The sequence below is a fragment of the Caldovatus sediminis genome (assembly GCF_014644455.1).
In the GTDB taxonomy this organism is placed as follows: Bacteria; Pseudomonadota; Alphaproteobacteria; order Acetobacterales; family Acetobacteraceae; genus Caldovatus; species Caldovatus sediminis.
Genome location: NZ_BMKS01000005.1, coordinates 47,776 through 69,069, shown reverse-complemented (window position 1 = coordinate 69,069; position 21,294 = coordinate 47,776). Strand labels below are relative to the sequence as shown.

The window sequence follows — 21,294 nt, the reverse complement described above, 5'->3', positions numbered from 1 at the left end:
GAAGCGCGGATCGGCTCGCCGGACGACGCGCGACAGCCGGTGCCGCAAGCGCAGCCGCGCGAAAACGGCCCTCGCCCGCGAACGTCCCGAGCCTGCCCGCATGACCGGAACGCCGCCGGAGCGATCCGGGTCCATGCGGCACCGCGCCGGCGCGGCGCCCCTCAGCGGCGCGCCGCCGCCTGGCGCGCCAGCGCGAGCACGGCGCCGCGGGCGATCGCGGCATCCGGCATGCCGGTGCTCTTGGCGCGGCGCTCCGCCTCCAGCAGCGCCTCGCCCGCCGCGGCGAGCTGATCCGGCCGCCAGAGCCGCAGCGCGCGCTCGAAGGCAGGCCTGTGGCGGAAGAACACCGGCGGGCGCAGGCCCGCCGCGGCCGCGGCCGGCGCGGCGCCCTCCAGGGCCACCGCCAGGGCGGCCAGGTGCAGCCGCTGCACGTGGCGCAGCGCCGCGCGCACCACCCCCACCCCGGTCGCGCCCTCGGCGAAGGCGGCGTCCAGCGCCCGGTCGGCGGTGGCGAGGTCGCCCCCGGTCGCCGCCATCAGCGCCTCGTCCAGGTCGAGCGCGGCGCCGCCCTCGGCCATGGCGGCGAGGGCGAGCTCCGCCGTCACCGTCCCGCCCTCGCCCGCCAGCAGCGCGAGCTTCTCCAGCTCGCGCCGCAGCAGCATCCGGTCCTCGCCGAGCCGGCCGGCGAGCCAGTCGAGCGCCGCCGGCTCCACCGCGCCGACGCCGAGCTCGCGCAGGACGCGGCCGATGCTCGCGGCGAGCTCGGCGCCGCGCTCGCGGTAGCAGGCGATCACCGCGGCGGCCTCGGCGGGCTCGAGCAGGGCGCGCAGCCGGCTCCGCGCCGGCAGTTCCCCGGCCTCGAGCACGACGAGGCCGGGTCCCTTGCCGGCCAGCGCCTCCTTCGCCGCCGCGGCGAGGCCGTCGGTCGCGTCGCGCACGCGCACGGCGCGGCGGCCGCCGGTGAGCGAGGGGGTCGCCGCCTCGGCGGTGAGCAGGCCGGGGTCCTTCGCCGCCGCCTCGCGCGGGATCTCGACGATGCCGAAGGGATCGTCGGGCGCGGCGACGGCGCGCAGCAGCGCCTCGGCGCGCTCGCGCACCAGCCCGGCGTCGTCGCCGAACAGCAGCGCCACGCGCCAGTCCGGGCCGGGGCCGAGGAGGAAGCCGGGGAGGCGCCGGGCGTCGAGCTTGGCCACGGCGGGCGGGCGGAGCGGCGCCGCGCTCAGCCGCGGCCGGCGCCGGAGGCGGCCGCGACCTCCGGCGCGGCGCGGCCGCGGAAGTGGATGGCGAGGCGCTGCGCGATCGAGAAGGCGAACTGCTCGACCATCCGCCGCTCCATCGCCTCGCGCGCCACGTCGGCGGCGAAGAACTGCTGGTCCGGGATGTTGTAGGCGTCGTTCTCGCGCTCGGTGCCGGAGGCGACCTCCCTGGGCGGGGTGGTGCGCGTCAGCAGCCACCAGCTCGCCGTGCCGCGGTAGCGCACGCGGCTCGGCGTGCCGTCGCGGCGGAAGCCGAGCGGCTCGGCGGCGAAGGCGAGGCTGACGCGCAGGTCGTAGCGCGGCGGCACCGGGGGATGGGCGCCGTGCAGCCGCTCGCCCAGCGCGCGGCGCAGGAGCTGGCCGTTGCGCTCGGGGATGCGCATCACCTCGACCGCGGCCAATTCGGCCCGCACCGGCGCCTCCGCCGCGATCGCCTCGCCCCCGCCCTCGCCGTAGAGCGGGCGGAAGCCGCAGCCGGGGAGGAGGAGCGCCGCGGCCGAGGCGGCGCCGCCGCGCAGCAGCCCGCGCCTGGAGCAGGCCGCGGACGGCCGGAAGCGGCCGGGCGCGTGGACCGGCCCGCCACACGACGAGCGGGAGCCGTGCGGCGACCACGGCCGAGCGAAGGCGGCCCTAGACGACGAGATTGACCACACGGCCCGGGACATGGATGCGCTTCCTGATCGGCTTGCCGCCGAGCGCACGCTGCACGTTCTCCTGCGCTTCCGCCAGGGCGAAGACGGTGGCCTCGTCGGCCCCCGCCGGCACCTCGATGGTGGCGCGGAGCCTGCCAAGGACCTGCACGGCGAGGGTGACGGTCTCGGCCTTGAGCAGCGCGGGATCGGCCTCCGGCCAGGGCAGCTCGGCGACGAGCCGGGCCTCGCCGGGCCGCAGCAGCGACCAGAGCTCCTCGGCGAGGTGGGGCATCATCGGGCCGATCAGGCGGGCGAGCGCCTCCAGCGCCTCGCGCCGCGCGGCGGCGAGGCCGGCGTCCGCATGCGCGCCGGCCGTCTCGGCCTCGGCGATGGCGTTGGCGAGCTCGTGGATGCGCGCGACGGCGACGTTGAAGGCGAAGCTCTCCAGCGCCTCGGTCACCGCGGCGATGGCGCGGTGGGTGGCGCGGCGCAGCGCCCTCGCCGGGCCGTCGGCGGTGGCCGGGACCGGCGTGCCGGGCGGCGGCAGGGCGGGCAGCGCGGCGGTGGTCAGGCGGTGCAGGCGCTGGGTGAAGCGGAAGGCGCCGGCGACGCCCGCCTCGGTCCACTCCATGTCCCGCTCCGGCGGGTTGTCGGAGAGGATGAACCAGCGCGCCGTGTCGGCGCCGTAGCGCTCGATGATCGCGCCGGGGTCCACCGTGTTGCGCTTGGACTTCGACATCGCCTCGACGCGGCCGATGGTCACCGGCGCGCGCGTCGCCTTCTCGATCGCCTGGCGCGAGCCGTCCGGGGCGACGGTGATCTCCACCTCGTCCGGATAGAGCCAGCGGCCGTCCGCGGCGCGGTAGCTCTCGTGCGTGACCATGCCCTGGGTGAACAGGCCGGCGAAGGGCTCCTCCACGGCGAGGTGGCCGGTCGCCTTCATGGCGCGGGCGAAGAAGCGGCTGTAGAGCAGGTGCAGGATCGCGTGCTCGATGCCGCCGATGTACTGGTCCACGGGGAGCCAGGCGTCCACCGCGGCGCGTGTCACCGGCACCTTCGCGCGCGGGGAGCAGAAGCGCGCGTAGTACCAGGAGCTGTCCACGAAGGTGTCGAAGGTGTCGGTCTCGCGCCGCGCCGGCCTGCCGCAGCGCGGGCAGGGGACGTGCTTCCAGCTCGGGTGGTGGTCGAGCGGGTTGCCCGGCTTCGAGAAGTCCACGTCCTCCGGCAGGGCCACCGGGAGCTGGTCCTTCGGCACCGGGACGATGCCGCAGGACTCGCAGTGGATCACCGGGATCGGGCAGCCCCAGTAGCGCTGGCGGGAGACGCCCCAGTCGCGCAGCCGCCAGTTGATCTCGCCCCTGCCCTGGCCGGTCGCCTCCAGCCGCTCGATCGCGGCGCGCCTGGCGGCGGCGACGCCGAGGCCGTCCATGAAGCCGGAGTTGAAGATCGTGCCGTCGTCCACATAGGCGGCGTCGCCGATCGCGAAGGTCTTCGGATCGGCGCCGGGCGGCAGGACGACGGGGCGCACGGGGAGGCCGTACTTGCGCGCGAACTCGAGGTCGCGCTGGTCGTGCGCCGGGCAGCCGAAGATCGCGCCGGTGCCGTACTCCATCAGCACGAAATTGGCGATCCAGACCGGGAAGGTCGCGCCCTCGACGAAGGGATGCGCGACGCGCAGGCCGGTGTCGTAGCCGCGCTTCTCCGCCTGCTCGATCGCCGCCTCGGAGGTGCCCATGCGCCGGCACTCGGCGACGAAGGCGGCGGCCTTCGGGTCGCGCGCGGCGGCCGCGGCGGCGAGCGGGTGCTCGGCGGCGACGGCGAGGAAGCTCATGCCGAACAGCGTGTCGGGACGGGTGGTGAAGACCTCGACCTCGCGCAGCTCGCCGAGCGGCTCGGTCAGGCGGAAGCGCACGCGCGCGCCCTCGCTGCGGCCGATCCAGTTGGCCTGCATGGTCTTCACGCGCTCCGGCCAGCGGTCGAGCGTCGCCAGCCCGTCGAGCAGCTCCTGCGCGTAGCGGGTGATGCGGAAGAACCACTGGCTGAGCTTCTTCTTCTCGACCGGCGCGCCGGAGCGCCAGCCGCGGCCGTCGATCACCTGCTCGTTGGCGAGCACGGTCTGGTCCACCGGGTCCCAGTTGACCCAGCTCTCCTTGCGCTCGACCAGGCCGGCGGCGAGGAAGTCGAGGAACAGCGCCTGCTGCTGGCCGTAGTACGCGACGTCGCAGGTGGCGAACTCCCGCGCCCAGTCGAGCGAGAGGCCCATGCGCTTCAGCTCGGCGCGCATGGTGGCGATGTTCTCGTAGGTCCACTTCGCCGGATGGATGCCGCGCTCGCGCGCCGCGTTCTCGGCCGGGAGGCCGAAGGCGTCCCAGCCCATCGGATGCATCACGAGGAAGCCGCGCGCACGCTTGTAGCGCGCCACCACGTCGCCGAGCGTATAGTTCCGCACATGCCCCATGTGGATCTTGCCGGAGGGGTAGGGGAACATCTCCAGGACGTAGTATTTCGGCCGGCTGCCGTCCGGCACGTCGGGCACGGCGAAGCAGCCGCGCCGCTCCCACTCGGCCTGCCAGCGCGGCTCGGCGACGGCGAAGTCGTGGCGCGGCGCGGCGGTGGGGGATGGGGCGGCGGTGTCGTTCATCGGGCGGGGTGCGGATTTGCGGCGATGTCGGTTCGAGCGAGAGGCATAGGGCGCGCGGCCGCGGCTGGAAAGGGCGCGGCCCGGCCGGGCCGGCGCGGCGCCGCGGCCATCGCCCTGCTCGCCGCGCTGTCGGCCGGCGCGGCCCCCGGCGCCGGCGCCGCCGCCCCTGGTGGCGCGGCGTGCGGCGCGAGGCCTGCGGCGGGGGGTGAGGCGCGGCGGACCGCGGCCGCGTCAGCCGCCCGGCGGTCCGCGCCGCGGCTCGGTTTCTTCGAAGAAGCGGGGGTCGTTGAACTCGAAGATGCGGGGGTCGATGCGCACGCCGGTCTCGATGCGCGACAGGCTGACCCGCGTCTCGCGGGCCTGGGCGTCCACCACCGCCCACTGGCGCAGCTCGATCGGGTCCTCCTGGAACACGAGGGTCAGCCGGCCCTCCGCCGGGGCGGCGGTGCGGTGCAGCGTCACCCGCAGGAAGCCGCCGCCGCGCTCGACACGGGTGACGGTGACATCGCCCGAGAGCCGCAGGTTCTCGCGCAGGAGGAAGGCAAGCGGGGTCTGCGAGACCGGCACGGTGGAAGGCTGGCGCAGCTCCCGGTCGTAGAGCAGGAACTGGCCGTGGCTGGCCACCAGCAGCAGCGGCTCGGGCGGGTCGTACTCGAAGCGCATCCGGCCCGGGCGCCAGATCCAGGCGGTTCCCTCGGCCGTGGCGCCGTTCTGGGCGATCTGCAGGAATCGCGCCCGCAGGGTGGTGAGGCCGTTGAGATAGGCCTCGATGCGGGCGAGGTCCGCGCGGTCGCGCTCCGACAGCGCCGTGGCCTGCGCCGCGGCGGGCGGCGGAACGGCGGCGGCGGACAGGACCGTGGCGGCCAGGACGGCGCGTCGGGAGAGGGCGCGGCGGGGCGGCGTGCTCGTCATCCGCCCCGATGTGGCGCGGCGGCCCGCCCGGGGGAAGGGGCTGACGCCTGCGGTGGCGCGCCCGCTCCGAAGCCGGGCGCGCGAGCGCTCCCTCAGCGGCCGGCGGTGCGCGTCGGCGGGGCCTCGCCTGCCGGCGGCGCGGCCCGCATGGACCGGTAGCCGGGCGGCGGCTCGAACCGGGCCGGATCCTGCGGGCCGTAGGCGACGGCCACCGCCTCCAGCGCGCCGCCATCCCCTGTCCCCGCCGGCCCCGGCCCGCTCGCGCGCAGCAGGACCCCGTCGGCCGTGATGCAGGCGCGGCCGGACTGCTCGCGGTCCCGGTAGCGCCAGACCGTGCAGGGCAGGCCGGCGACCCGGTCCTGCCCCTCGCGCACGAGCTGCGCGCCCGGCGGCAGCTCCCCGAGGCGCGGCAGGTCGCCGCCGAGCGGCAGCTCCACCACCAGGCGCTGGGGGTCCATGACCATGAAGGCGCGCTGGGCGTGGCGGTCCACCAGCATGACGCCGCCGAGTTCCGCTGGCAGGTCGAGCCGCAGGCGGCCCGCCGCAGCCAGCCAGGATATGCGCATCTCCTTCGCGCCGCCGAGGCCCGCGAGGCGGTAGGTCACCGCGACGTCGCGCACCGGCAGCAGGGGCGGCGCGGCGCCTTCCGGCGCCTCCTGGTCGGAGGCCGCCGCCGAACCGCCGGGAACCGGCGCCGCGGCCAGGGCCACGACGGCGATGGCGAGTCCACGCAAGGGGCGGAAAAGGCGGCATGACCGGTGTGCCATGCGGGTCCCCCGGACGGGCGTTACGGGCTCGCGGGAGCGGGGCGGTGCCGCCGCCTTCGCAGCCGCGCGCACCGGACGGGCCTCAGCGCGACCGCTGCGGGGCGGCGCCGTACGGAGCCACCACCGCGGAGGATGCGGAGGAGGAGCTTCCGGTCGAGGTCGCTCCGACCGCGCCGGCCGGCGGCAGTGCCGGCAGCGCGCCGAACGGCATGGCGCCGGGCGGCACGGCCCCGCCGAACGGGGGCGGCCCGGCCGGACCGGAGGCGATCGGCGGCGGGCCGGCCGGCGCAGGGCCGGGCAGCATGGACAGCAGGGTGTAGTCCTCCGGGGGACGGAACCGGCTGGGGTCCTGCGGGCCGTAGGCGATCGTCCGCGCCTCCATGGATTCCTCCGGCCCGGCGGCGCTCTCGACGCGCAGCACCACGCCATCGTCGGTGATGCAGGAACGGCCGGTGCGTCCGCGCTCCTGGTAGGCCCAGATCGTGCAGGGGGCGCCGGCGACCCGGTCCTGCCCCTCGCGCGTCAGCCTCGCGCCGGGCGGGAGCTGGCCCATGCGCCGCGTGTTCTGGGCGAAGGGGATCTCCATGACCATGCGCTGGTCGTCCATGACCATGAAGGCGCGCTGGGCGCGCTGATCGATCACCATGTAGCCCTGGCCGGGCATGTCGAGGCGCATGCGCTGCTCCGCGGTGAGCCAGGAGAGGCGCATCTCCTCCGTCGGCCCGCCGGCGCCGAGGCGGTAGGTGACGGCGACGTCGCGGGTCGGCGAGGCGAGCGGGCGGTCCTGCGCGGCACCGGCCGAGGCGGACCCGGCCAGCAGGGCGGCGGAGACGGCGGCGAGCGGCGATCGGCGACGCATGGTCATGGCCCCCCGGTCCGTGGGCGGTTTTCACGATCCCGCATCATTCGGGTTGCGGTCAAGGGACGAAGCACAACCGCGGGGCAGGCGCCGCGGTCCCGGCGGCCGGAGGAGGCGGCCGCCGGCCGCGACAGTCGCGGACGACCCGCCATCCGTCCGGAATTCGGAACAGCGCCGGGTCCTGCACGGCGTAGATGACCTCGAGCGCCTCGGCGCGCTGGCCCCCTTCCTCGGCGCGCAGCATCGCCCCGGCCTCGGTGAGGCACACGGTCAGCGGCGGGGCGCCGGGCATGGGCGGGATGATGCGCCAGAGGGTGCAGGCGTGGCCGGCGATGCGCTCCGTGCCCAGGCGGGCGAACCGGGTGCCGGGCTCGGGCTGCCGAAAGGTGCGGAGCTCCGGCTCGGAGAGGGGGTGAACCCGCGCCGCGCGCTGGTGTTCGAGCAGCAAGATCAGGCGGCGGTTGGCGATGTCGGCGATCACCGGGCCGGGCGGGCCGAAGCCGGCGTAGTCGGTGCGGATCGCCTCCGCCGCGGCGGAGTGGGCGATGCGCATCTCGCCCTGGTCGGGGCCGGTGACGCGGTAGCGGATGGCGACGTCGCGGGTCGGCCGCAGGTTGGTCGGGCGCTCCGCCGCCGGTTGCGCGCAGGCCGGGGCGGCGAGGAGCGGGACGAAGGCGGCGAGGAGCGGGCGGCGGCGCATGGGGCCTCGCGGGACGGGCGCTGCGGGGATGGGCGAGACCCGGCCCGCGGCCTGGACGACGATGCGGGCCGCGTGGCAGGCCCGGCGCGCCCGCCGCCGGCCGAAGGGGCGCCGCCTCAGCCCCCCGCCGTCGCGAACCGCCCGGCGCTGGCGCCGGAGAGCCGCCCGAACACCGCGCCCGACATCAGCCCCGCGCCGCCGAGGTAGTTCTGGTAGAAGATCCCGCCCACCAGCTCCCCGGCCGCGTAGAGGCCGGGGATGGAGCGGCCGGTCACGTCCTGCACCTCGCCCTGCGTGTTGATGCGCAGGCCCCCGAAGGTGAAGGTGATGCCGCAGGTGACGACGAAGCCGGTGAAGGGCGGCTCGTCGATCGGCAGCGCCCAGTTCGACTTCGGCGGGGCGATGCCCTCCGTGCGCTTGCCGTCGAGGATCGCCGGGTTGTAGTCGCCGGGCCGGCAGGCGGCGTTGAACTCCCGCACCGTGCGCGCGAGCCCCTCGGGGTTGATGTCGAGCGCGCGGGCCAGCTCCTCGATCGTGTTCGCGGTGGCCTTGGTCACCTGCCGGATGCGGTACTCGTCGCGCACCATGCCGATGGTCTTGGCGTCGAAGATCTGCACCGCCGTGCGCTGCGGCTGCTTCATCACCTCGCGGCCGTACTTCGCGTAGGTGTGGTTGCGGTAGTCCGCGCCCTCGTCCACGAAGCGCTCGCCGTTCAGGTTGACGATGATGCCGAGCGGGTAGGAGTGCTTCTGGAAATTGTCGAGCACCTGGCGGTCGCCGTAGGGCGGGGCGCTGATGTCCCACTGCACGGCGTGGCAGGTGGACCAGCCGCCATAGGGCTGGGCGCCGATCTCGAGCGCGGCGCGCAGGCCGTCGCCGGTGTTGTGGCGCGTGCCGCGCACGCGGCAGAGCTCCCAGCCCGGGCCGAGGTAGCGCACGCGCATCTCGGGGTTGGACTCGAAGCCGCCGCAGGCGAGGACGACGGCCCTGGCGTGGATGTCCTCGTAGCCCTCGGGGCCGAAGACCTGCACGCCGACGACCCGGCCCTTGCGGTCCTGCAGCAGCCTGCGCAGGCCGGTCTCGTAGCGGATCTCGATGCCGTGGCGCTCGGCGGCCTTGATCAGGAAGTCCACCAGGCCCCAGCCGCCGCCGACCGCCTCGATGTTCACGCCGCCGTAGAAGTGGTGGATGCCGTTCACGACGTAGGACTGGCGGCCGAACATCGGGATGAAGCGCACGCCGCCCCTGGTGCGCATCCAGACGATCGTCTCGCGCGAGCGGCGGATGAGGATGTTGGCGAGCTCCTCCGTCGTCAGCCCCTCGGTGACCCGGATCAGATCCTCCATGTAGCGGTCCACGGACTGCGGCGGGATGTAGATCTGCTTCGCCTCGGCCTCGGAGAGGTCCACGAGGACGTCGCGCCGCAGGTCCTCGAGCCCGTCGTGGACGAAGCGGAAGCCGCCGGCGGTGAAGGTGGAATTGCCGCCGCGCTCCTCGACCGAGGCCTTCTCCAGCACCAGCACCCGGGCGCCCTGCTCCTGCGCCGAGAGGGCGGCGCAGAGCGCGGCGTTGCCGGCCCCGACCACGATCACGTCATACGCCGCCGCCGCGTCCTGTCCGGCCATGCCGATCCTCCGCTCCTGCCCGCTGCTGGTCGGCGCAGACCCTAGGCACCGCGGCAAATTCGTGTCAACGCGGGGCGTCCGCCCCGCCTCGCGGAGGGAGGCCGCCCGCCATGCCGAACCAGCGCTTCATCCCCGCCGTCTTCATGCGCGGCGGCACCTCCAAGGGGGTGTTCTTCCACGCCCGCGACCTGCCGGCGGAGCGCGCGGCGCAGGAGCGCATCTTCCTCGGCGTGCTCGGCAGCCCCGATCCCTACGGGCGGCAGCTCGACGGGATGGGGGGCGGCATCTCCTCGCTGTCCAAGGCCGTGATCATCGGGCCGCCGACGCATCCGGAGGCCGATCTCGACTACACCTTCGCCCAGGTCGCGGTGGACCGGCCGGCGGTGGACTGGGCCGGGAACTGCGGCAACCTCTCCTCCGCCGTCGGGCCCTTCGCGGTGGACGAGGGGCTGGTGCGCGCGCCGCGGCAGGGCGAGGCGCTGGTGCGCATCCACCAGACCAACACGCGCAAGCTGATCCACGCGCGCTTCCCGGTGCGCGACGGCCGGGCGGAGGTGCGCGGCGACTTCGCCATCGCCGGCGTGCCCGGCACCGGGGCGCGGGTGCGGCTCGACTTCCTCGCGCCCGGCGGCGCGGCGAGCGGGGCGCTGCTGCCGACGGGGCGCGTGCTCGATGCGCTGGTGGACGAGGGGCGGCGCTACCGCGCCTCGCTGGTGGATGCGAGCACGCCGGTGGTGTTCGTGGAGGCCGAGGCGCTGGGCCTGACCGGGGCCGAGACGCCGGAGGAGATCGAGGCGCGGCCCGGGGTGATGGCCCGGCTCGACCGGCTGCGCCGGGTGGGCGCGGTGGCGATGGGCCTGGCGGCGTCGCCGGAGAAGGCGGGACTCGGGGTGCCGAAGGTGGCGATGGTGGCCGCGCCCGCCGCTTACCGCACCATCGGTGGAGAGACGATCGGGGCGGAGGCGTATGACATCGCGGTGCGCGCGGTCTCGATGGAGCGGCTGCACCGCGCGGTGCCGCTGACCGCGGCGCTCTGCCTCGGCGTCGCCTGCCGGATCGAGGGGACCTTGCCGAACCTGCTCGCCCGCCGCGGCGCCGGGGCGGCGGAGGAGGTGCGGATCGGCAATCCCTCCGGCGTGCTCGCCGCGGGGGCCGAGGTGCGGCGCGGCGCGGACGGCGCCTGGGTGGCGGAGAGCGCGCTGATGTTCCGCACCGCGCGGCGGCTGATGCAGGGCGAGGTGGCCTGGCTGCCGCCGGAGTGAGCGCCAGGGGCGGGCTTCCGGCGGCGCGGGCCGGATGCCACGATCGCGGGGCGTTCCAATGGGAGGGGGCGATGGCTGAGATCGGCGGCACGCGGGCGGGCGCGATCGCGCGGGCGCAGGCGGCGTTCGACGACGGGCGGTTCCTCGCCGACCTGCGCCGGCTCGTCGCCCTGCGCACCGAGAGCCAGATGCCGGGCAGCCTGCCCGAGCTGCGCCGCTACTGCGAGGAGGCGCTGCCCGCGGTGCTCGCCGGCATGGGCTTCGCGACGCGCGTGCTGGAGAATCCCGCCGAGGGCCGCGGTCCGGTGCTGCTCGCGACCCGGATCGAGGACCCCGCCCTGCCGACGGTGCTGATCTACGGCCATGGCGACGTGGTGCGCGGCCTCGCGGGGCGCTGGCAGGACGGGCTCGACCCGTGGCAGGTCACGGTGCGCGGCGACCGCTGGTACGGCCGCGGCACGGCGGACAACAAGGGCCAGCACCTGATCGCCATCCACGCGCTGCGCGCGGTGCTGGCGGAGCGCGGCGGGAGGCTCGGCTTCAACGCGAAGGTCGTCGTGGAGACCGGCGAGGAGCAGGGCTCGCCGGGCCTGCGCGCGCTGATCCGGCGCGACCGCGACCTGCTGGCGGCGGACGTGTTCATCGGCCTCGACGGGCCGCGCCAGACCACCTTCATGCCGGAGCTGAAGCTCGGCGCGCGCGGCGGCGTCGCCTTCGACCTGGTGGTGGAGTGCCGCGAGGGCGAGCACCATTCCGGCCACTGGGGCGGCGTGCTGACCGACCCGGCCTTCGTGCTGGCGCACGCCCTCGCCTCCATCGTCACGCCGCAGGGGCGCATCCTGGTGGAGGGATGGACGCCGAAGGCGATCCCGGAGTCGGTGAAGCGCGCCTGCGCGGAGCTGGTGTTCGAGGACATCCCCGGCCTGCCGGAGGCCGATCCGGACTGGGGCGAGCCGGGGCTGACCAGGGCCGAGAAGATCTTCGCCTGGACCAGCGTGATCGTGCTGGCGCAGATCACCGGCCACCCGGACGCGCCGACCAACGCGGTGCAGGGAAGGGCGCGCGCGCGGCTGCAGGTGCGCCACACGGTGGACGTGCCGGGCGACGGGATCGTGCCGGCGCTGCGGCGCCACCTGGACGCGCGCGGCTTCCGGCGCGTGCAGATCGTCCCGGTGGTGGAGCGCGACATGTTCGGCGCCGCGCGCACCGACCCGGACGATCCCTGGGTGGGGATGGTGGCGGCCTCGATGGCGCGCACGGCGAACCGGCCGCCGAACGTCGTGCCGAATTCCTCGGGCTCGAACCCCTCCGACATGTTCCTGGAGGAGCTCGGCATCCCGGTGATCTGGATCCCGAGCAGCTACGCCGGCTGCAACCAGCACGGCCCGAACGAGCACGCGCTGGCGCCGCTGCTGCGCGAGGGGCTCGGGCTGCTGGCCGGAATCTGGTGGGACATCGGCGCCGGCGCCGCGCCGGCGCGGCGGCGGTGAGGCGCGCGATGCGCGCGATCGTCTGGCGCCGCACCGGACCGCCGGCGGAGGTGCTCGAACTCGTGGAGCTGCCGCGGCCGGAGCCCGGGCCGGGGCAGGTGCTGGTGCGCGTCGCCGCCTCCGGCATCAACCCGCACGACACCAAGGCGCGCGCCGGCTGGCGCGGCGTGCGCGGCTGGCACGCGGCGGAGGAGCCGGGCTACATCCCGCATGGCGACGGCGCCGGCGTGATCGAGGCGGTCGGCGCAGGGGTGCCGCGCGCGCGCATCGGCGAGCGCGTCTGGGTGTTCGGCGCGCGCGGCGGCCGCGGCACCTGCGCCGAGTACTGCGCCGTGCCGGCGGAGCAGGCCGTGCCGCTGCCGGCGGAGGTGGAATTCGCGCAGGGCGCCTGCCTCGGCGTGCCCTGCCTGACGGCGCATCTCGCGCTGTTCTCCGATGGCCCGATCGCCGGCCGGACCGTGCTGGTCCACGCCGGCGCCGGCGCGGTCGGCCAGGCGGCGGTGCGCTTCGCCGCGCGCGCCGGCGCGCGGGTGATCGCCACCGCCAGCACGCCGGAGAAGCAGGCCCGCGCGCGCGCGGCCGGCGCGGCGGAGGTGCTCGACTACCGCGCGCCGGACGCGGCGGAGCGGGTCCTGGCGCTGACCGGCGGGCGCGGCGTGGACCGCATCGTCGAGGTGGATTTCGGCGCCAACCAGGCGCTGGACGCGGCGGCGATCGCGCCGCACGGCGTGATCGCCTCCTACTCCTCGACGCGCGAGCCGGCGCCGGTGCTCGACTACTACGCCTTCGCGCGCAAGGGCGCGACGCTGCGCTTCGTGCAGGCGATGCTGCTCGACGGCGCGGCGCGCAGGGCGGCGGTGGCGGCGACGCGCGCCGCGGTGGCCGAGGGCTGGATGCGCCTCCCCGTCGCCGCGGCCTTCCCGCTGGAGCGCGCGGCGGAGGCGCACGCGCTCGCGGAAGCGGGGGCGGAGGGCAAGGTGGTGGTGCTGGTCGGCCGGCCCTAGCCGCCTTGCAGGCCGAGCTGGCGCACCACCTCGCCCCAGCGCCTCCAGTCCTCCTCGATCGTGCGCTGGAAGGACTCGCGGCTGCCGCCGACCGGCTCGGCGCCGAAGCTGCGCAGGCGCTCCAGCACGTCAGGGAGCTTCAGGATCTCCTCGACCTCGCGGTTGAGCCGGTCGAGGATCGCGGGCGGCGTGGCGCGCGGGGCGATGAAGCCGGACCAGAAGGGCACGTCGTAGCCCGGCAGGTACTCGGCGAAGGCCGGCACCTCGGGCAGGATGGCGGAGCGCCGCGCCGTGGTCACCGCGACCGGGCGGATGCGGTTGGCCTCGAGCAGCCCGCGGGTGGCAAAGGGCGAATCGCTGGCGAGGTTCACGTCGCCGCGCATCAGGGCGTTGAGCGATGGCTGGTTGCCGTTGAACGGCACCAGGGTGAACTCGGTGCCCGTGCGCTGCATGAAGATCGCGAGCGAGAGGTGGTTGATGCCGCCGATGCCGGGGTGGGAGATGGTGATCCGGCCCGGCTGCGCCTTCGCCATCGCCACGATCTCCGGGATGGTGCGCGCCGGGAAGTCGTTGTTCGCCACCAGGATCATCGGCGAGGCCTGGGCGATGGCGACGGCGGCGAAGTCCCGCGGCACGTTGAGGGTCGAGCTGCGGTTGATCAGCGGCGTGATGACGGTGGAGGAGGAGGCGTACATCAGCGTGTAGCCGTCCGGCGCCGCGCGCGCGACCGCCTCGGCCGCGAGCAGCGTGCCCGCGCCGGGCCGGTTCTCGACCACGAAGGGCTGCCCGCCGAGGCGCTCGCTGAGGCGGCTGGAGAGCAGCCGCGCCATGATGTCGGTCGCGCCGCCGGCGGCGAAGCCGATGATCACGCGCACGGGGCGCGTCGGGTAGTCCTGCGCCGCGGCGCCGCGCGCGGCGCCGAGCAGCAGGGCGGGTGCGGCGGACAGGACGCTCCGCCTGGCGATGCTCATCGCGTTTCCTCCGGTTCTTCATGGTGGCGGGTTCTTCTGGTGGCGGGCCACGTTGCGGCTGGCCGGCCGGTCACGCTAGAAGAATGCCGGATCGGGAAGGAGGCGCCAATGCCGCCGACAATCGGGCCGACCGGGGCGATCCCGGGCGCGACCGTCCGCGGCGCGGACCTCGCCCGCCCGCTCGACGACGCGACCTTCGCCCTCGTGCCGCGGGCGCTCGGCCCCGCGCCGGCCGCCGCCTGAACCACGAGACCCGAGACGGAGCCGTTCCAGCATGAACGTCAGCGCCGACCGCGTGCGCCAGCAGATCCTCAACATCCTCCGCGCCTGGGGCATGGCGGAGGACCTCGCCGCCACCACCGCCGAGGCGATGGTCGAGACCGACCTGATGGGCGTGGACTCGCACGGCATCTCGATGCTGATGACCTACGAGCAGCGCGTGGCCGAGAAGCGGCTGAACCTGAACGCGCGGCCGCGGATCGTGCGCGAGAACGCCTGCACCGCGCTGGTGGACGGCGACGCGGGGCTCGGCCACCCGGTCTCGAGCTTCGCGATGAACCTCGCGGTGGACAAGGCGCTCGCCGCGGGCGTCGGCGTGGTCGGCGTGCGCAACTCGCACCACTTCGGCGCGGCGGGGGTCTATGCGCGCATCGCGGCGCGGCGCGGCGTGATCGGCATGGTGACGAGCGCGACGCGCGGCATCGCCATGGTGCCGACGCGCGCGGCGATGCCGGTGCTCGGCACCAACCCGCTCGCCTTCGCGGCGCCCGCGAGGCGCAACCGCCCCTTCGTGCTGGACATGGCGACGACGACGACCGCGGCGGGCAAGATCAAGGTCTGGGACCTCAACAACCGCGCCATGCCGCCGGGCTGGGTGGTGGAGGGCGACGGCCGCATCGTCACCGACCCGAAGCGCGGGATGGAGATCCTCTACAAGGAGAAGCCGGGCGGGCTGACGCCGCTCGGCGGCACGCCGGAGCTCGGCAGCCACAAGGGCTACGGGCTCGCGATGATGGTGCACATCCTCGGCGGCACGCTGACCGGCGCCTCCTTCTCGCCGGTCCGCGAGCGCGACCACCGGCCGGGCCGGCCCGACAACATCGGCCACTTCTTCCTGGCGCTCGACCAGCGCGCCTTCCGCGAGGAGGGCGCGTTCGAGTCCGACCTCGACGAGGTGATCGACATCCTGCACGCCACGCCGCCCGCCGACCCGGCGAAGCCGGTGCTGGTCGCGGGCGACCCGGAGGAGATGGAGCGCGAGCGCCGCCTGCGCGAGGGCATCCCGATCCCGGACAGCCTCGACCGGCTGATCCGCGGCATCTGCGAGCGCTCCGGCGCCGCCTACGTGCTCGCCTGAGGGGCGCCGGCCGCCGCCTGGCGGTGGGCGAAGTTGGTCACGTTCAGCCTGCGGCGGTGGTCGGCGTAGAGCAGCGGCCCGTAGCGCGGCGGGTTGCCCGGCCCGATGCAGCTCGGCACGACCTCGATCACCGCGTCGTTGTCCGGCCCGTAGAAGAACGGGATGGCGTGGCGCAAGCGGCCGCTGTGGTTGATCACGCGGTGCGGCGTCGGCGCGAAGCGGTCGTTGGAGTAGCGGCCGAGCATCTCGCCCGAGTTCACGACGAAGGTGCCGGGAATCGCCGGCGGGCGGATCCAGGTGCCTTCCTTCGTGCGGACCTCCAGTCCCGGCACCTCCGACTGCGCGAGGTAGGTGGTGAGGTTGGTGTCGATGTGCGGGGCGAAGCCGAACTGGTCCTCGGCGTCCCTCGGCTGCGGCTGGTAGCGGATCAGCCGCAGCGTGCAGGTCGGGTCGCGGAAATCGCGGTAGAGATAGTCCGGCGGCATGCCGAGCGCCGCCGAAAACACCGCCAGCATGCGGTGGGCGAGGGTCTGCATCGCCCCGAAATACGCCGTCGTCGCGGCGCGGAACTCCGGCATCCCGTCCGGCCACTTGTTCAGCCCGACGAAGGGCTTGCCGGCGAGGATGTCCGGGTCGTCCGGCGCCCGGTCGCGCACGATGTAGAAGCTCTCGTTGAGGTTCGGCTTGCGGTTGTCGTGGATGCGCGAGGTGCGGATGGTCTGCGTGCCCGGCGGCAGGTAGCCGATGTTCAGCTCGCCGACCTTCAGCGGCAGCTTGCGCTCCGCAGGGAGGTCGAAGAAGCGCCGGGCGGCGGCGAAGCACTCCTCGATCAGCCGCGGCTCGATGCCGTGGTTGGCGAGGACGAGGAAGCCGGTGTCCTCGCAGCTCCGCGCGACGTGGCGCGCGAGCTGCTCGAGCGCGCCCGGCGCGCCCGCGAGGTAGGGGCCGATGTCGAGGACGGGAATGCGGCCCTCCGGGCCGACGGCGGTCATGCTCTCTGCTGCTCCGTGCATCGCGCGGCGCGGCGGTGCCGCGGCTCCGGCACAGGTTGCCCTTCGGCCGCGGGCGCGGCAAGCCGCGCCGCACCGGCCGGACGCCGGGTTTGCCGCCCGCGCGCCGACGTGATTAGCCTCCGCCCGAAGCCGCGCCGCGCGCGAGGAGTCCCGCCATGACCCGCACCATCCGCGTCTCCACCTTCGACGGCCCCGGCGCCGCGCCGGTGATCCGCGAGGTCCCCTGGCCGCGCGTCGGCCGCAAGGCGGCGCTCATCAGGATCGGCGCCTGCGGCGTCTGCGGCACCGACCTGCACATCCTCAAGGGCCACTGGCCGAAGCCGCTGCCCTGGCCCTTCACCCTCGGCCACGAGATGGCGGGCATCGTCGTCGAGAAGGGCCCCGACCTCGCCACCGACTGGATGGACCAGCCGATCGCGGTCGGGTCGAAGGTCATGATCCCGCCCTTCATGCCCTGCGGCGCGTGCTACTACTGCAAGCACTACCCGGAGCACTCCAACCGCTGCCAGACGCCGGTCTACTACGGCCGCTACCTCGGCTTCGACCGTCCGCCGCACCTCTGGGGCGGCTTCGCGGAATACGTGTACGTGGATCTCGAGGCGCTGCCGGGGACGAAGATCTACCGGCTGCCCGACGACATGCCGCTGCGCCTCGGCGCGCTCGCCGAGCCGATCACCTCGACCATCCGCGGCTTCGCCCGCGCCCAGCGCATGGGCGGGTTCAGGTGGGGCGACACGGTGGTGATCCAGGGGTCGGGCCCGATCGGCATCCTCGCCATCGCCGCGGCGCGCGAGATGGGCGCGGGGCGGATCATCTGCGTCGGCGCGCCGGAGACGCCGCGCCTCGCCCTCGCCCGCAGGTTCGGCGCCGAGGCGACGGTGGACATCGAGGAGTACGCCACGCCCGAGGCCCGCATCGCCCGCGTGCGCGAGATCATCGGCGGCGCCCGCGGCGGCTTCGGCGCCGACGTGGTGATGGACTGCACCGGCCACCCGAGCGCCGGGCCGGAGGGCATCGAGATGCTGCGCGACTGCGGCTTCTACATCGAGATGGGCCAGTTCACCGACGCCGGGCCGATCATGACCAACTGGCACCGCTTCGTCGCCAAGGACATCACCATCATGGGCTCCTGGGCCTTCACCGAGAACGACCTCGCGCTCGGGGTGCAGATGCTCCACCAGGCGCGGGAGAGGTATCCGTGGTACGAGATGCAGGCGCTCTATCCCTTCGACCGGGACGGCGTGGCGCGCGCCGTGGCGGACGCGATGGCGATGCGCACGGTGAAGTCCACCATCGTGCCCTGGCCGGAACTGCTGGAGGCCTGAGGCCGCGCCCGCCGTCGCCCCGCGCCGCCGCCGACCCCGGCTTCGCACCAGCCTCAGCGAGGAGCCCGCCGCCGCCCATGCCGCGCATCACCTTCATCCAGCCCGACGGCGCCGAGCGCACGCTCGACCTCCCGGTCGGCACCACGCTCATGCTCGGCGCGACGCAGAACGGCGTGCGCGGCATCGTCGCCGAGTGCGGCGGCTGCTGCTCCTGCGCCACCTGCCACGTCTATGTGGACGAGGACTGGGCCGACCGCCTGCCGCCGCCCGAGCAGGCGGAGGACGAGATGCTCTTCGGCACCGCCGCGGAGCGGCTGCCCAACAGCCGCCTCTCCTGCCAGCTCACCGTCACCGAGGAGATGGACGGGCTGGTGGTGCGCATCCCCGACCGGCAGGTCTGACGCGTCAGACCCCGTCCGGGATGAAGCCGGTGCGCAGCGCGTAGGCCCAGGCGCGGCTGCCGAGCGATTCGGCGCGGCGGCCCGCCGCCTCCCAGTCGTAGCGCAGCGCGATCAGGTCGGCGCCCGGCGCGCCGCCGTCCTCCGGCAGGTGCAGGATCGCGTAGCGCGCATGCGGCGAGCGCGCCTCGGAGCGGTGGGGGTGCGGCGGGCGCGTCACGCGGAAGGCGGGGCAGCCGAGACTGCCGGGGTTCACGACCATCGGCCCGCCGTCCGGCAGGTGCACGACGCTCGCCTGGTGGCTGTGGCCGCAGAGCACGACGCGCGCGGCGAGGCCATCGGCGCCGAGCCGCGCGCGCACCACCTCCGGCGCGGCGGGACGCAGGTGGCCGTCCGCCGGCTCCTCGAGCAGGTTCGCCGTGTCGCTCCCCGGCGTGCCGTGGCAGGCGAGCACGCCCGGCGCGGGCAGGAGCCGCGTCGGCAGCCCGCCGAGCCAGGCGCGCTGGTCGGGGGTGAGCTCGCCATGGGCGAAGGCGTCCTGCCGCCCCATCGCCGCGGGCTCCTGCTCCGCCACCCAGCGGTCGTGGTTGCCGCGCACCGTCGGGATCCCGCGCGCCATCAGCAGCGCCGCGGTCTCGCGCGGCCACAGCAGGCCGGAGGCGCAGTCGCCGAGGTTCAGCACCATCGCGACGCCGCGCGCGGCGATGTCGTCGAGCGCCGCCTCGAGCGCGGGCAGGTTGCCGTGGATGTCGGCGATCACCGCGATGCGCATGCTCCGCCCCCTCTCGGCGCCGAGTGTAGCCGCGGCCCGCTTCGCGGGAAGCGGCCCTCGCGATCGCGCCCGGTGCGCGCCTCGCGGCGCGTCGCGCCTGGACCAGGGGGAGCGGCACCCGCCGAAGGAGGAACGCCGGAGTTCCGGCGGTGGCGGCGGGATCGGCGCTCCGGCCGGGCCCCGGGGAGAGGCCCGGCCGTCGCCCCGCCGGCGCGCGGTTACTGGGTGCGCGCCGGCGGCGGGCTCGCCGGGGCGATGCCGCCGCCCATGGCGTCGGGACGCGCCGCCGGGCGGTCGGCGCCGGTGGCGGTGCCGGTGGCCCGATCGGTGTCGTAGGCGAAGATAGGCAGCGCCTCCAGCGACTCCCGCGTCGCGCCGGGCAGCACCCAGCGCTCGCGCTCCGCGTCGAACTGGAGCCGCTCGTAGGGCACGGCGACGAGCTTGGCGCCGATGCCGAGGAAGCCGCCGACCGAGAGCACGGCCACCGGATTCCCGCCGCCGCGCGGGATGATCAGGTCGTCGACCGAGCCGATGCTGTCGTTGCCGCTGCCGCCGTAGACGGTCGAGCCGATCACCTTGCTCGCCCGCCGGCCTTCGCGGAGCTGCGCGCGGTCCACCGCGAGGCCTTGCGCCGTCGGCGCGGCGGTCGGGGCCGTGGTGGCGGCGCCGGGCGCCCCGGAGAGCGGGCCCTGCTGCGGCATGGTCTGGGTGGTCTGCGGCTGCGCCGAGCTGCCGCCGGTCGTCGTCTGCCCGAGGGCGAGCGCCGGCACGGCGGCGAATCCGGCCGCGGCCGTCATGCCGAGCAGCGTCTTGCGGGTAAGCATGAGCATCACGCCTTCTGCCTGTTCTTTCCGTCGCATCAACCTCGGCCGCAGCGGCGGCCGGAGGCACGCGCCAGAAACGCCCCCTCGGGACGCAAGGTTTCGACAGGTCCCGGATCGCAGGGCAGTCCGTGCCACGCGCGGCCCGCGGCGTCCGTCCGGCGGGACGCGGGCGGCGATCAACCCGGCCGGTCGCGGCTGGCCGGGCCGCGTTCAGCTCCGCAGCCGCCAGCCGCGGCGCAGCAGGACCAGCGCGCCCCACCACAGCGCCGCATCGAGCAACGCCAGGGCCGCCAGGCCGAGCCCCGGCGCGCCCCGCGTGGCCGGTGAGGCCGGCGCGGAAGGCGTCGATCATCCAGAACAGCGGTCGGCCAGGGACGGCAGGCGGAACGGTTCGGGCAGCCGCACCTCGCGGCCGGCGAGCGCGAGGCCGCCGCGCGGCACGGCGGCGCGGTCGCGTGAAGGCGGCGGCGGATTTCGCAGGGGCGCCGGACCATGGCAGAGTGCCGGCATGGCACAAGTGCGCGAGGACACGCGGCGGGGCGACGGGCGGCGCGCCCCCGCCTGCGGCCCGCCGCCGGACGAGGCGCGGCTGCACGAGGCGGCGCTGCGGCATCTCGCCCGCTTCGCCGCCACCGAGGCGGGGCTGCGCCGCGTGCTGGAGCGGCGGGTCGAGCGCTGGGCCCGCCGCGCCGAGGGGGAAGGCGCGCTGGCGCCCGAGGAGATCGCCGCGCGCGTGCGCCTCGGCCGCGCCGCGGCGGCGGCGGTGGCGCGGCGCCTCGCCGCCGCCGGCGCGGTGGACGACGCGGCCTTCGCCGCGGCCCGGGCGCGGCGGCTGCACCGCGCCGGCCGCTCGCGCCGGGCGATCGCCGCGCATCTCGCGGCGCGCGGGGTGGATCACGCGACGGCGCGCGCGGCGCTGCCCGAGGACGAGGCGGCCGAACTGGCGGCGGCGCTCGCCCTGTGCCGGCGCCGGCGGATCGGACCCTTCGCCGCGCCGGCGGGCGAGGAGGCGGACGAGGAGGCGCGCCGCCGCGCCCTCGGCGCGCTGGCGCGGGCGGGGTTCGCGCGCGAGGTGGCGGAGACGGCGCTGCGCATGGCGCCGGCGGAGGCGGAGGAGCGGCTCCTCGCCAGCCGGCGGGACTGAGCGGGGGAGGGACGCTCCGCCCGGGACGGGCCGCGCCCCGTGCCGCGCGCGGCCTGTCGCGTGGCGGCGGGCCGGCCCATGAGGGCGCCCGCGCTCAAGCGAGGGGCAACCGCGCGGGAGCAGATCAGGAACGGAGGAAGAACCCGTTGCCCCTGCGGGAGCCCATGGTTTACAGGTTCTTCAGATGCTGCCAGCGCGGCGCCATGGGACCGAGCCAGGGAGGAGCACGGGACCGATGACGATCACGAGCATCAATACCAACCCGAAGAACGACTCGAAATATGCGCGCCACCGCTCGATCTGGAGCGGCAGCCGGAACAAGCTTCGGTCCGTTGTGGATGA

Annotated in this window: 20 protein-coding genes; 8 read left to right on the top strand and 12 right to left on the bottom strand. The window is 75.5% G+C overall.

The annotated features are described in order from the left end of the window. Nucleotides 1-161: 161 nt before the first annotated feature. From holA to tcuA, 8 genes are all read right to left on the bottom strand, one after another. Nucleotides 162-1,193, bottom strand: a complete 1,032-nt coding sequence (holA, locus tag IEX99_RS09755; protein ID WP_188899854.1) for a DNA polymerase III subunit delta — start codon at nucleotides 1,191-1,193, stop codon at nucleotides 162-164. Nucleotides 1,194-1,219: 26 nt separating this feature from the next. Continuing rightward, on the bottom strand, nucleotides 1,220-1,921 hold the full coding sequence (gene lptE, locus IEX99_RS09750; RefSeq protein WP_188899853.1) for an LPS assembly lipoprotein LptE: 702 nt from the start codon (nucleotides 1,919-1,921) through the stop codon (nucleotides 1,220-1,222). Beyond that, nucleotides 1,887-4,529 (bottom strand): leucine--tRNA ligase, encoded by a 2,643-nt coding sequence (leuS, locus tag IEX99_RS09745; RefSeq protein WP_188899852.1) that lies wholly within the window; start codon nucleotides 4,527-4,529, stop codon nucleotides 1,887-1,889. Before leuS ends, lptE begins: the two co-directional genes overlap by 35 nt. A gap of 231 nt (nucleotides 4,530-4,760) precedes the next feature. Next, nucleotides 4,761-5,441: a LolA family protein gene (locus tag IEX99_RS09740; RefSeq protein ID WP_188899851.1), complete on the bottom strand. Its 681-nt coding sequence runs from the start codon at nucleotides 5,439-5,441 to the stop codon at nucleotides 4,761-4,763. A gap of 92 nt (nucleotides 5,442-5,533) precedes the next feature. Further along, nucleotides 5,534-6,208 carry a hypothetical protein gene (locus tag IEX99_RS09735; protein WP_188899850.1) on the bottom strand — a complete coding sequence of 225 codons (675 nt, stop codon included), beginning with the start codon at nucleotides 6,206-6,208 and terminating at the stop codon, nucleotides 5,534-5,536. Between the two features lie 82 nt (nucleotides 6,209-6,290). Further along, entirely contained in the window at nucleotides 6,291-7,073 is a 783-nt protein-coding gene (locus tag IEX99_RS09730; protein WP_188899849.1) for a DUF4412 domain-containing protein, read from the bottom strand. A gap of 52 nt (nucleotides 7,074-7,125) precedes the next feature. Further along, nucleotides 7,126-7,767: a hypothetical protein gene (locus tag IEX99_RS09725; RefSeq protein ID WP_188899848.1), complete on the bottom strand. Its 642-nt coding sequence runs from the start codon at nucleotides 7,765-7,767 to the stop codon at nucleotides 7,126-7,128. Between the two features lie 116 nt (nucleotides 7,768-7,883). Next, nucleotides 7,884-9,392 (bottom strand): FAD-dependent tricarballylate dehydrogenase TcuA, encoded by a 1,509-nt coding sequence (gene tcuA, locus IEX99_RS09720; protein WP_188899847.1) that lies wholly within the window; start codon nucleotides 9,390-9,392, stop codon nucleotides 7,884-7,886. A gap of 110 nt (nucleotides 9,393-9,502) precedes the next feature. Here tcuA and IEX99_RS09715 point away from each other — a divergent pair, with 110 nt between their 5' ends. From IEX99_RS09715 to IEX99_RS09705, 3 genes are all read left to right on the top strand, one after another. After that, the gene (locus tag IEX99_RS09715; protein WP_188899846.1) at nucleotides 9,503-10,654 is read left to right on the top strand and encodes a 2-methylaconitate cis-trans isomerase PrpF family protein; all 1,152 of its coding nucleotides are present in this window, start codon (nucleotides 9,503-9,505) and stop codon (nucleotides 10,652-10,654) included. Nucleotides 10,655-10,725: 71 nt separating this feature from the next. Then, complete coding sequence (locus IEX99_RS09710; protein ID WP_188899845.1) at nucleotides 10,726-12,144, top strand: M20/M25/M40 family metallo-hydrolase; 1,419 nt, start codon at nucleotides 10,726-10,728, stop codon at nucleotides 12,142-12,144. Nucleotides 12,145-12,152: 8 nt separating this feature from the next. Continuing rightward, nucleotides 12,153-13,148 carry an NADPH:quinone reductase gene (locus IEX99_RS09705; protein WP_188899844.1) on the top strand — a complete coding sequence of 332 codons (996 nt, stop codon included), beginning with the start codon at nucleotides 12,153-12,155 and terminating at the stop codon, nucleotides 13,146-13,148. Here the strand turns inward: IEX99_RS09705 and IEX99_RS09700 are convergent. Beyond that, nucleotides 13,145-14,119, bottom strand: coding sequence for a Bug family tripartite tricarboxylate transporter substrate binding protein (locus IEX99_RS09700; protein WP_188899843.1), 975 nt, complete (start codon nucleotides 14,117-14,119; stop codon nucleotides 13,145-13,147). The genes IEX99_RS09705 and IEX99_RS09700 overlap by 4 nt on opposite strands. 108 nt (nucleotides 14,120-14,227) lie before the next feature. Between IEX99_RS09700 and IEX99_RS22685 the strand changes: the two genes are divergently transcribed. Together IEX99_RS22685 and IEX99_RS09695 are read left to right on the top strand one after the other, a co-directional pair. After that, nucleotides 14,228-14,362: a hypothetical protein gene (locus tag IEX99_RS22685; RefSeq protein WP_268237471.1), complete on the top strand. Its 135-nt coding sequence runs from the start codon at nucleotides 14,228-14,230 to the stop codon at nucleotides 14,360-14,362. A gap of 31 nt (nucleotides 14,363-14,393) precedes the next feature. Next, complete coding sequence (locus IEX99_RS09695) at nucleotides 14,394-15,476, top strand: Ldh family oxidoreductase (protein WP_188899842.1); 1,083 nt, start codon at nucleotides 14,394-14,396, stop codon at nucleotides 15,474-15,476. Here IEX99_RS09695 and IEX99_RS09690 read toward each other — a convergent pair. Beyond that, on the bottom strand, nucleotides 15,461-16,468 hold the full coding sequence (locus tag IEX99_RS09690) for an isopenicillin N synthase family dioxygenase (protein ID WP_188899841.1): 1,008 nt from the start codon (nucleotides 16,466-16,468) through the stop codon (nucleotides 15,461-15,463). The two genes, IEX99_RS09695 and IEX99_RS09690, sit on opposite strands and share 16 nt — an antisense overlap. A 176-nt stretch (nucleotides 16,469-16,644) precedes the next feature. Here IEX99_RS09690 and IEX99_RS09685 point away from each other — a divergent pair, with 176 nt between their 5' ends. Together IEX99_RS09685 and IEX99_RS09680 are read left to right on the top strand one after the other, a co-directional pair. Beyond that, nucleotides 16,645-17,814: a zinc-binding dehydrogenase gene (locus tag IEX99_RS09685; RefSeq protein WP_188899840.1), complete on the top strand. Its 1,170-nt coding sequence runs from the start codon at nucleotides 16,645-16,647 to the stop codon at nucleotides 17,812-17,814. Nucleotides 17,815-17,891: 77 nt separating this feature from the next. After that, nucleotides 17,892-18,215, top strand: a complete 324-nt coding sequence (locus IEX99_RS09680; RefSeq protein ID WP_188899839.1) for a 2Fe-2S iron-sulfur cluster-binding protein — start codon at nucleotides 17,892-17,894, stop codon at nucleotides 18,213-18,215. Nucleotides 18,216-18,219: 4 nt separating this feature from the next. On the opposite strand, the gene IEX99_RS09675 is transcribed toward IEX99_RS09680, so the two are convergent. Beyond that, on the bottom strand, nucleotides 18,220-18,984 hold the full coding sequence (locus IEX99_RS09675) for a metallophosphoesterase family protein (RefSeq protein WP_188899838.1): 765 nt from the start codon (nucleotides 18,982-18,984) through the stop codon (nucleotides 18,220-18,222). A 218-nt stretch (nucleotides 18,985-19,202) separates the two neighbouring features. After that, a complete protein-coding gene (locus IEX99_RS09670; RefSeq protein ID WP_229677951.1) occupies nucleotides 19,203-19,814 on the bottom strand; it encodes a PRC-barrel domain-containing protein in 612 nt (203 codons plus the stop codon). A gap of 502 nt (nucleotides 19,815-20,316) precedes the next feature. Here IEX99_RS09670 and IEX99_RS09665 point away from each other — a divergent pair. After that, complete coding sequence (locus IEX99_RS09665; protein WP_188899836.1) at nucleotides 20,317-20,952, top strand: RecX family transcriptional regulator; 636 nt, start codon at nucleotides 20,317-20,319, stop codon at nucleotides 20,950-20,952. Nucleotides 20,953-21,294: the final 342 nt, after the last annotated feature.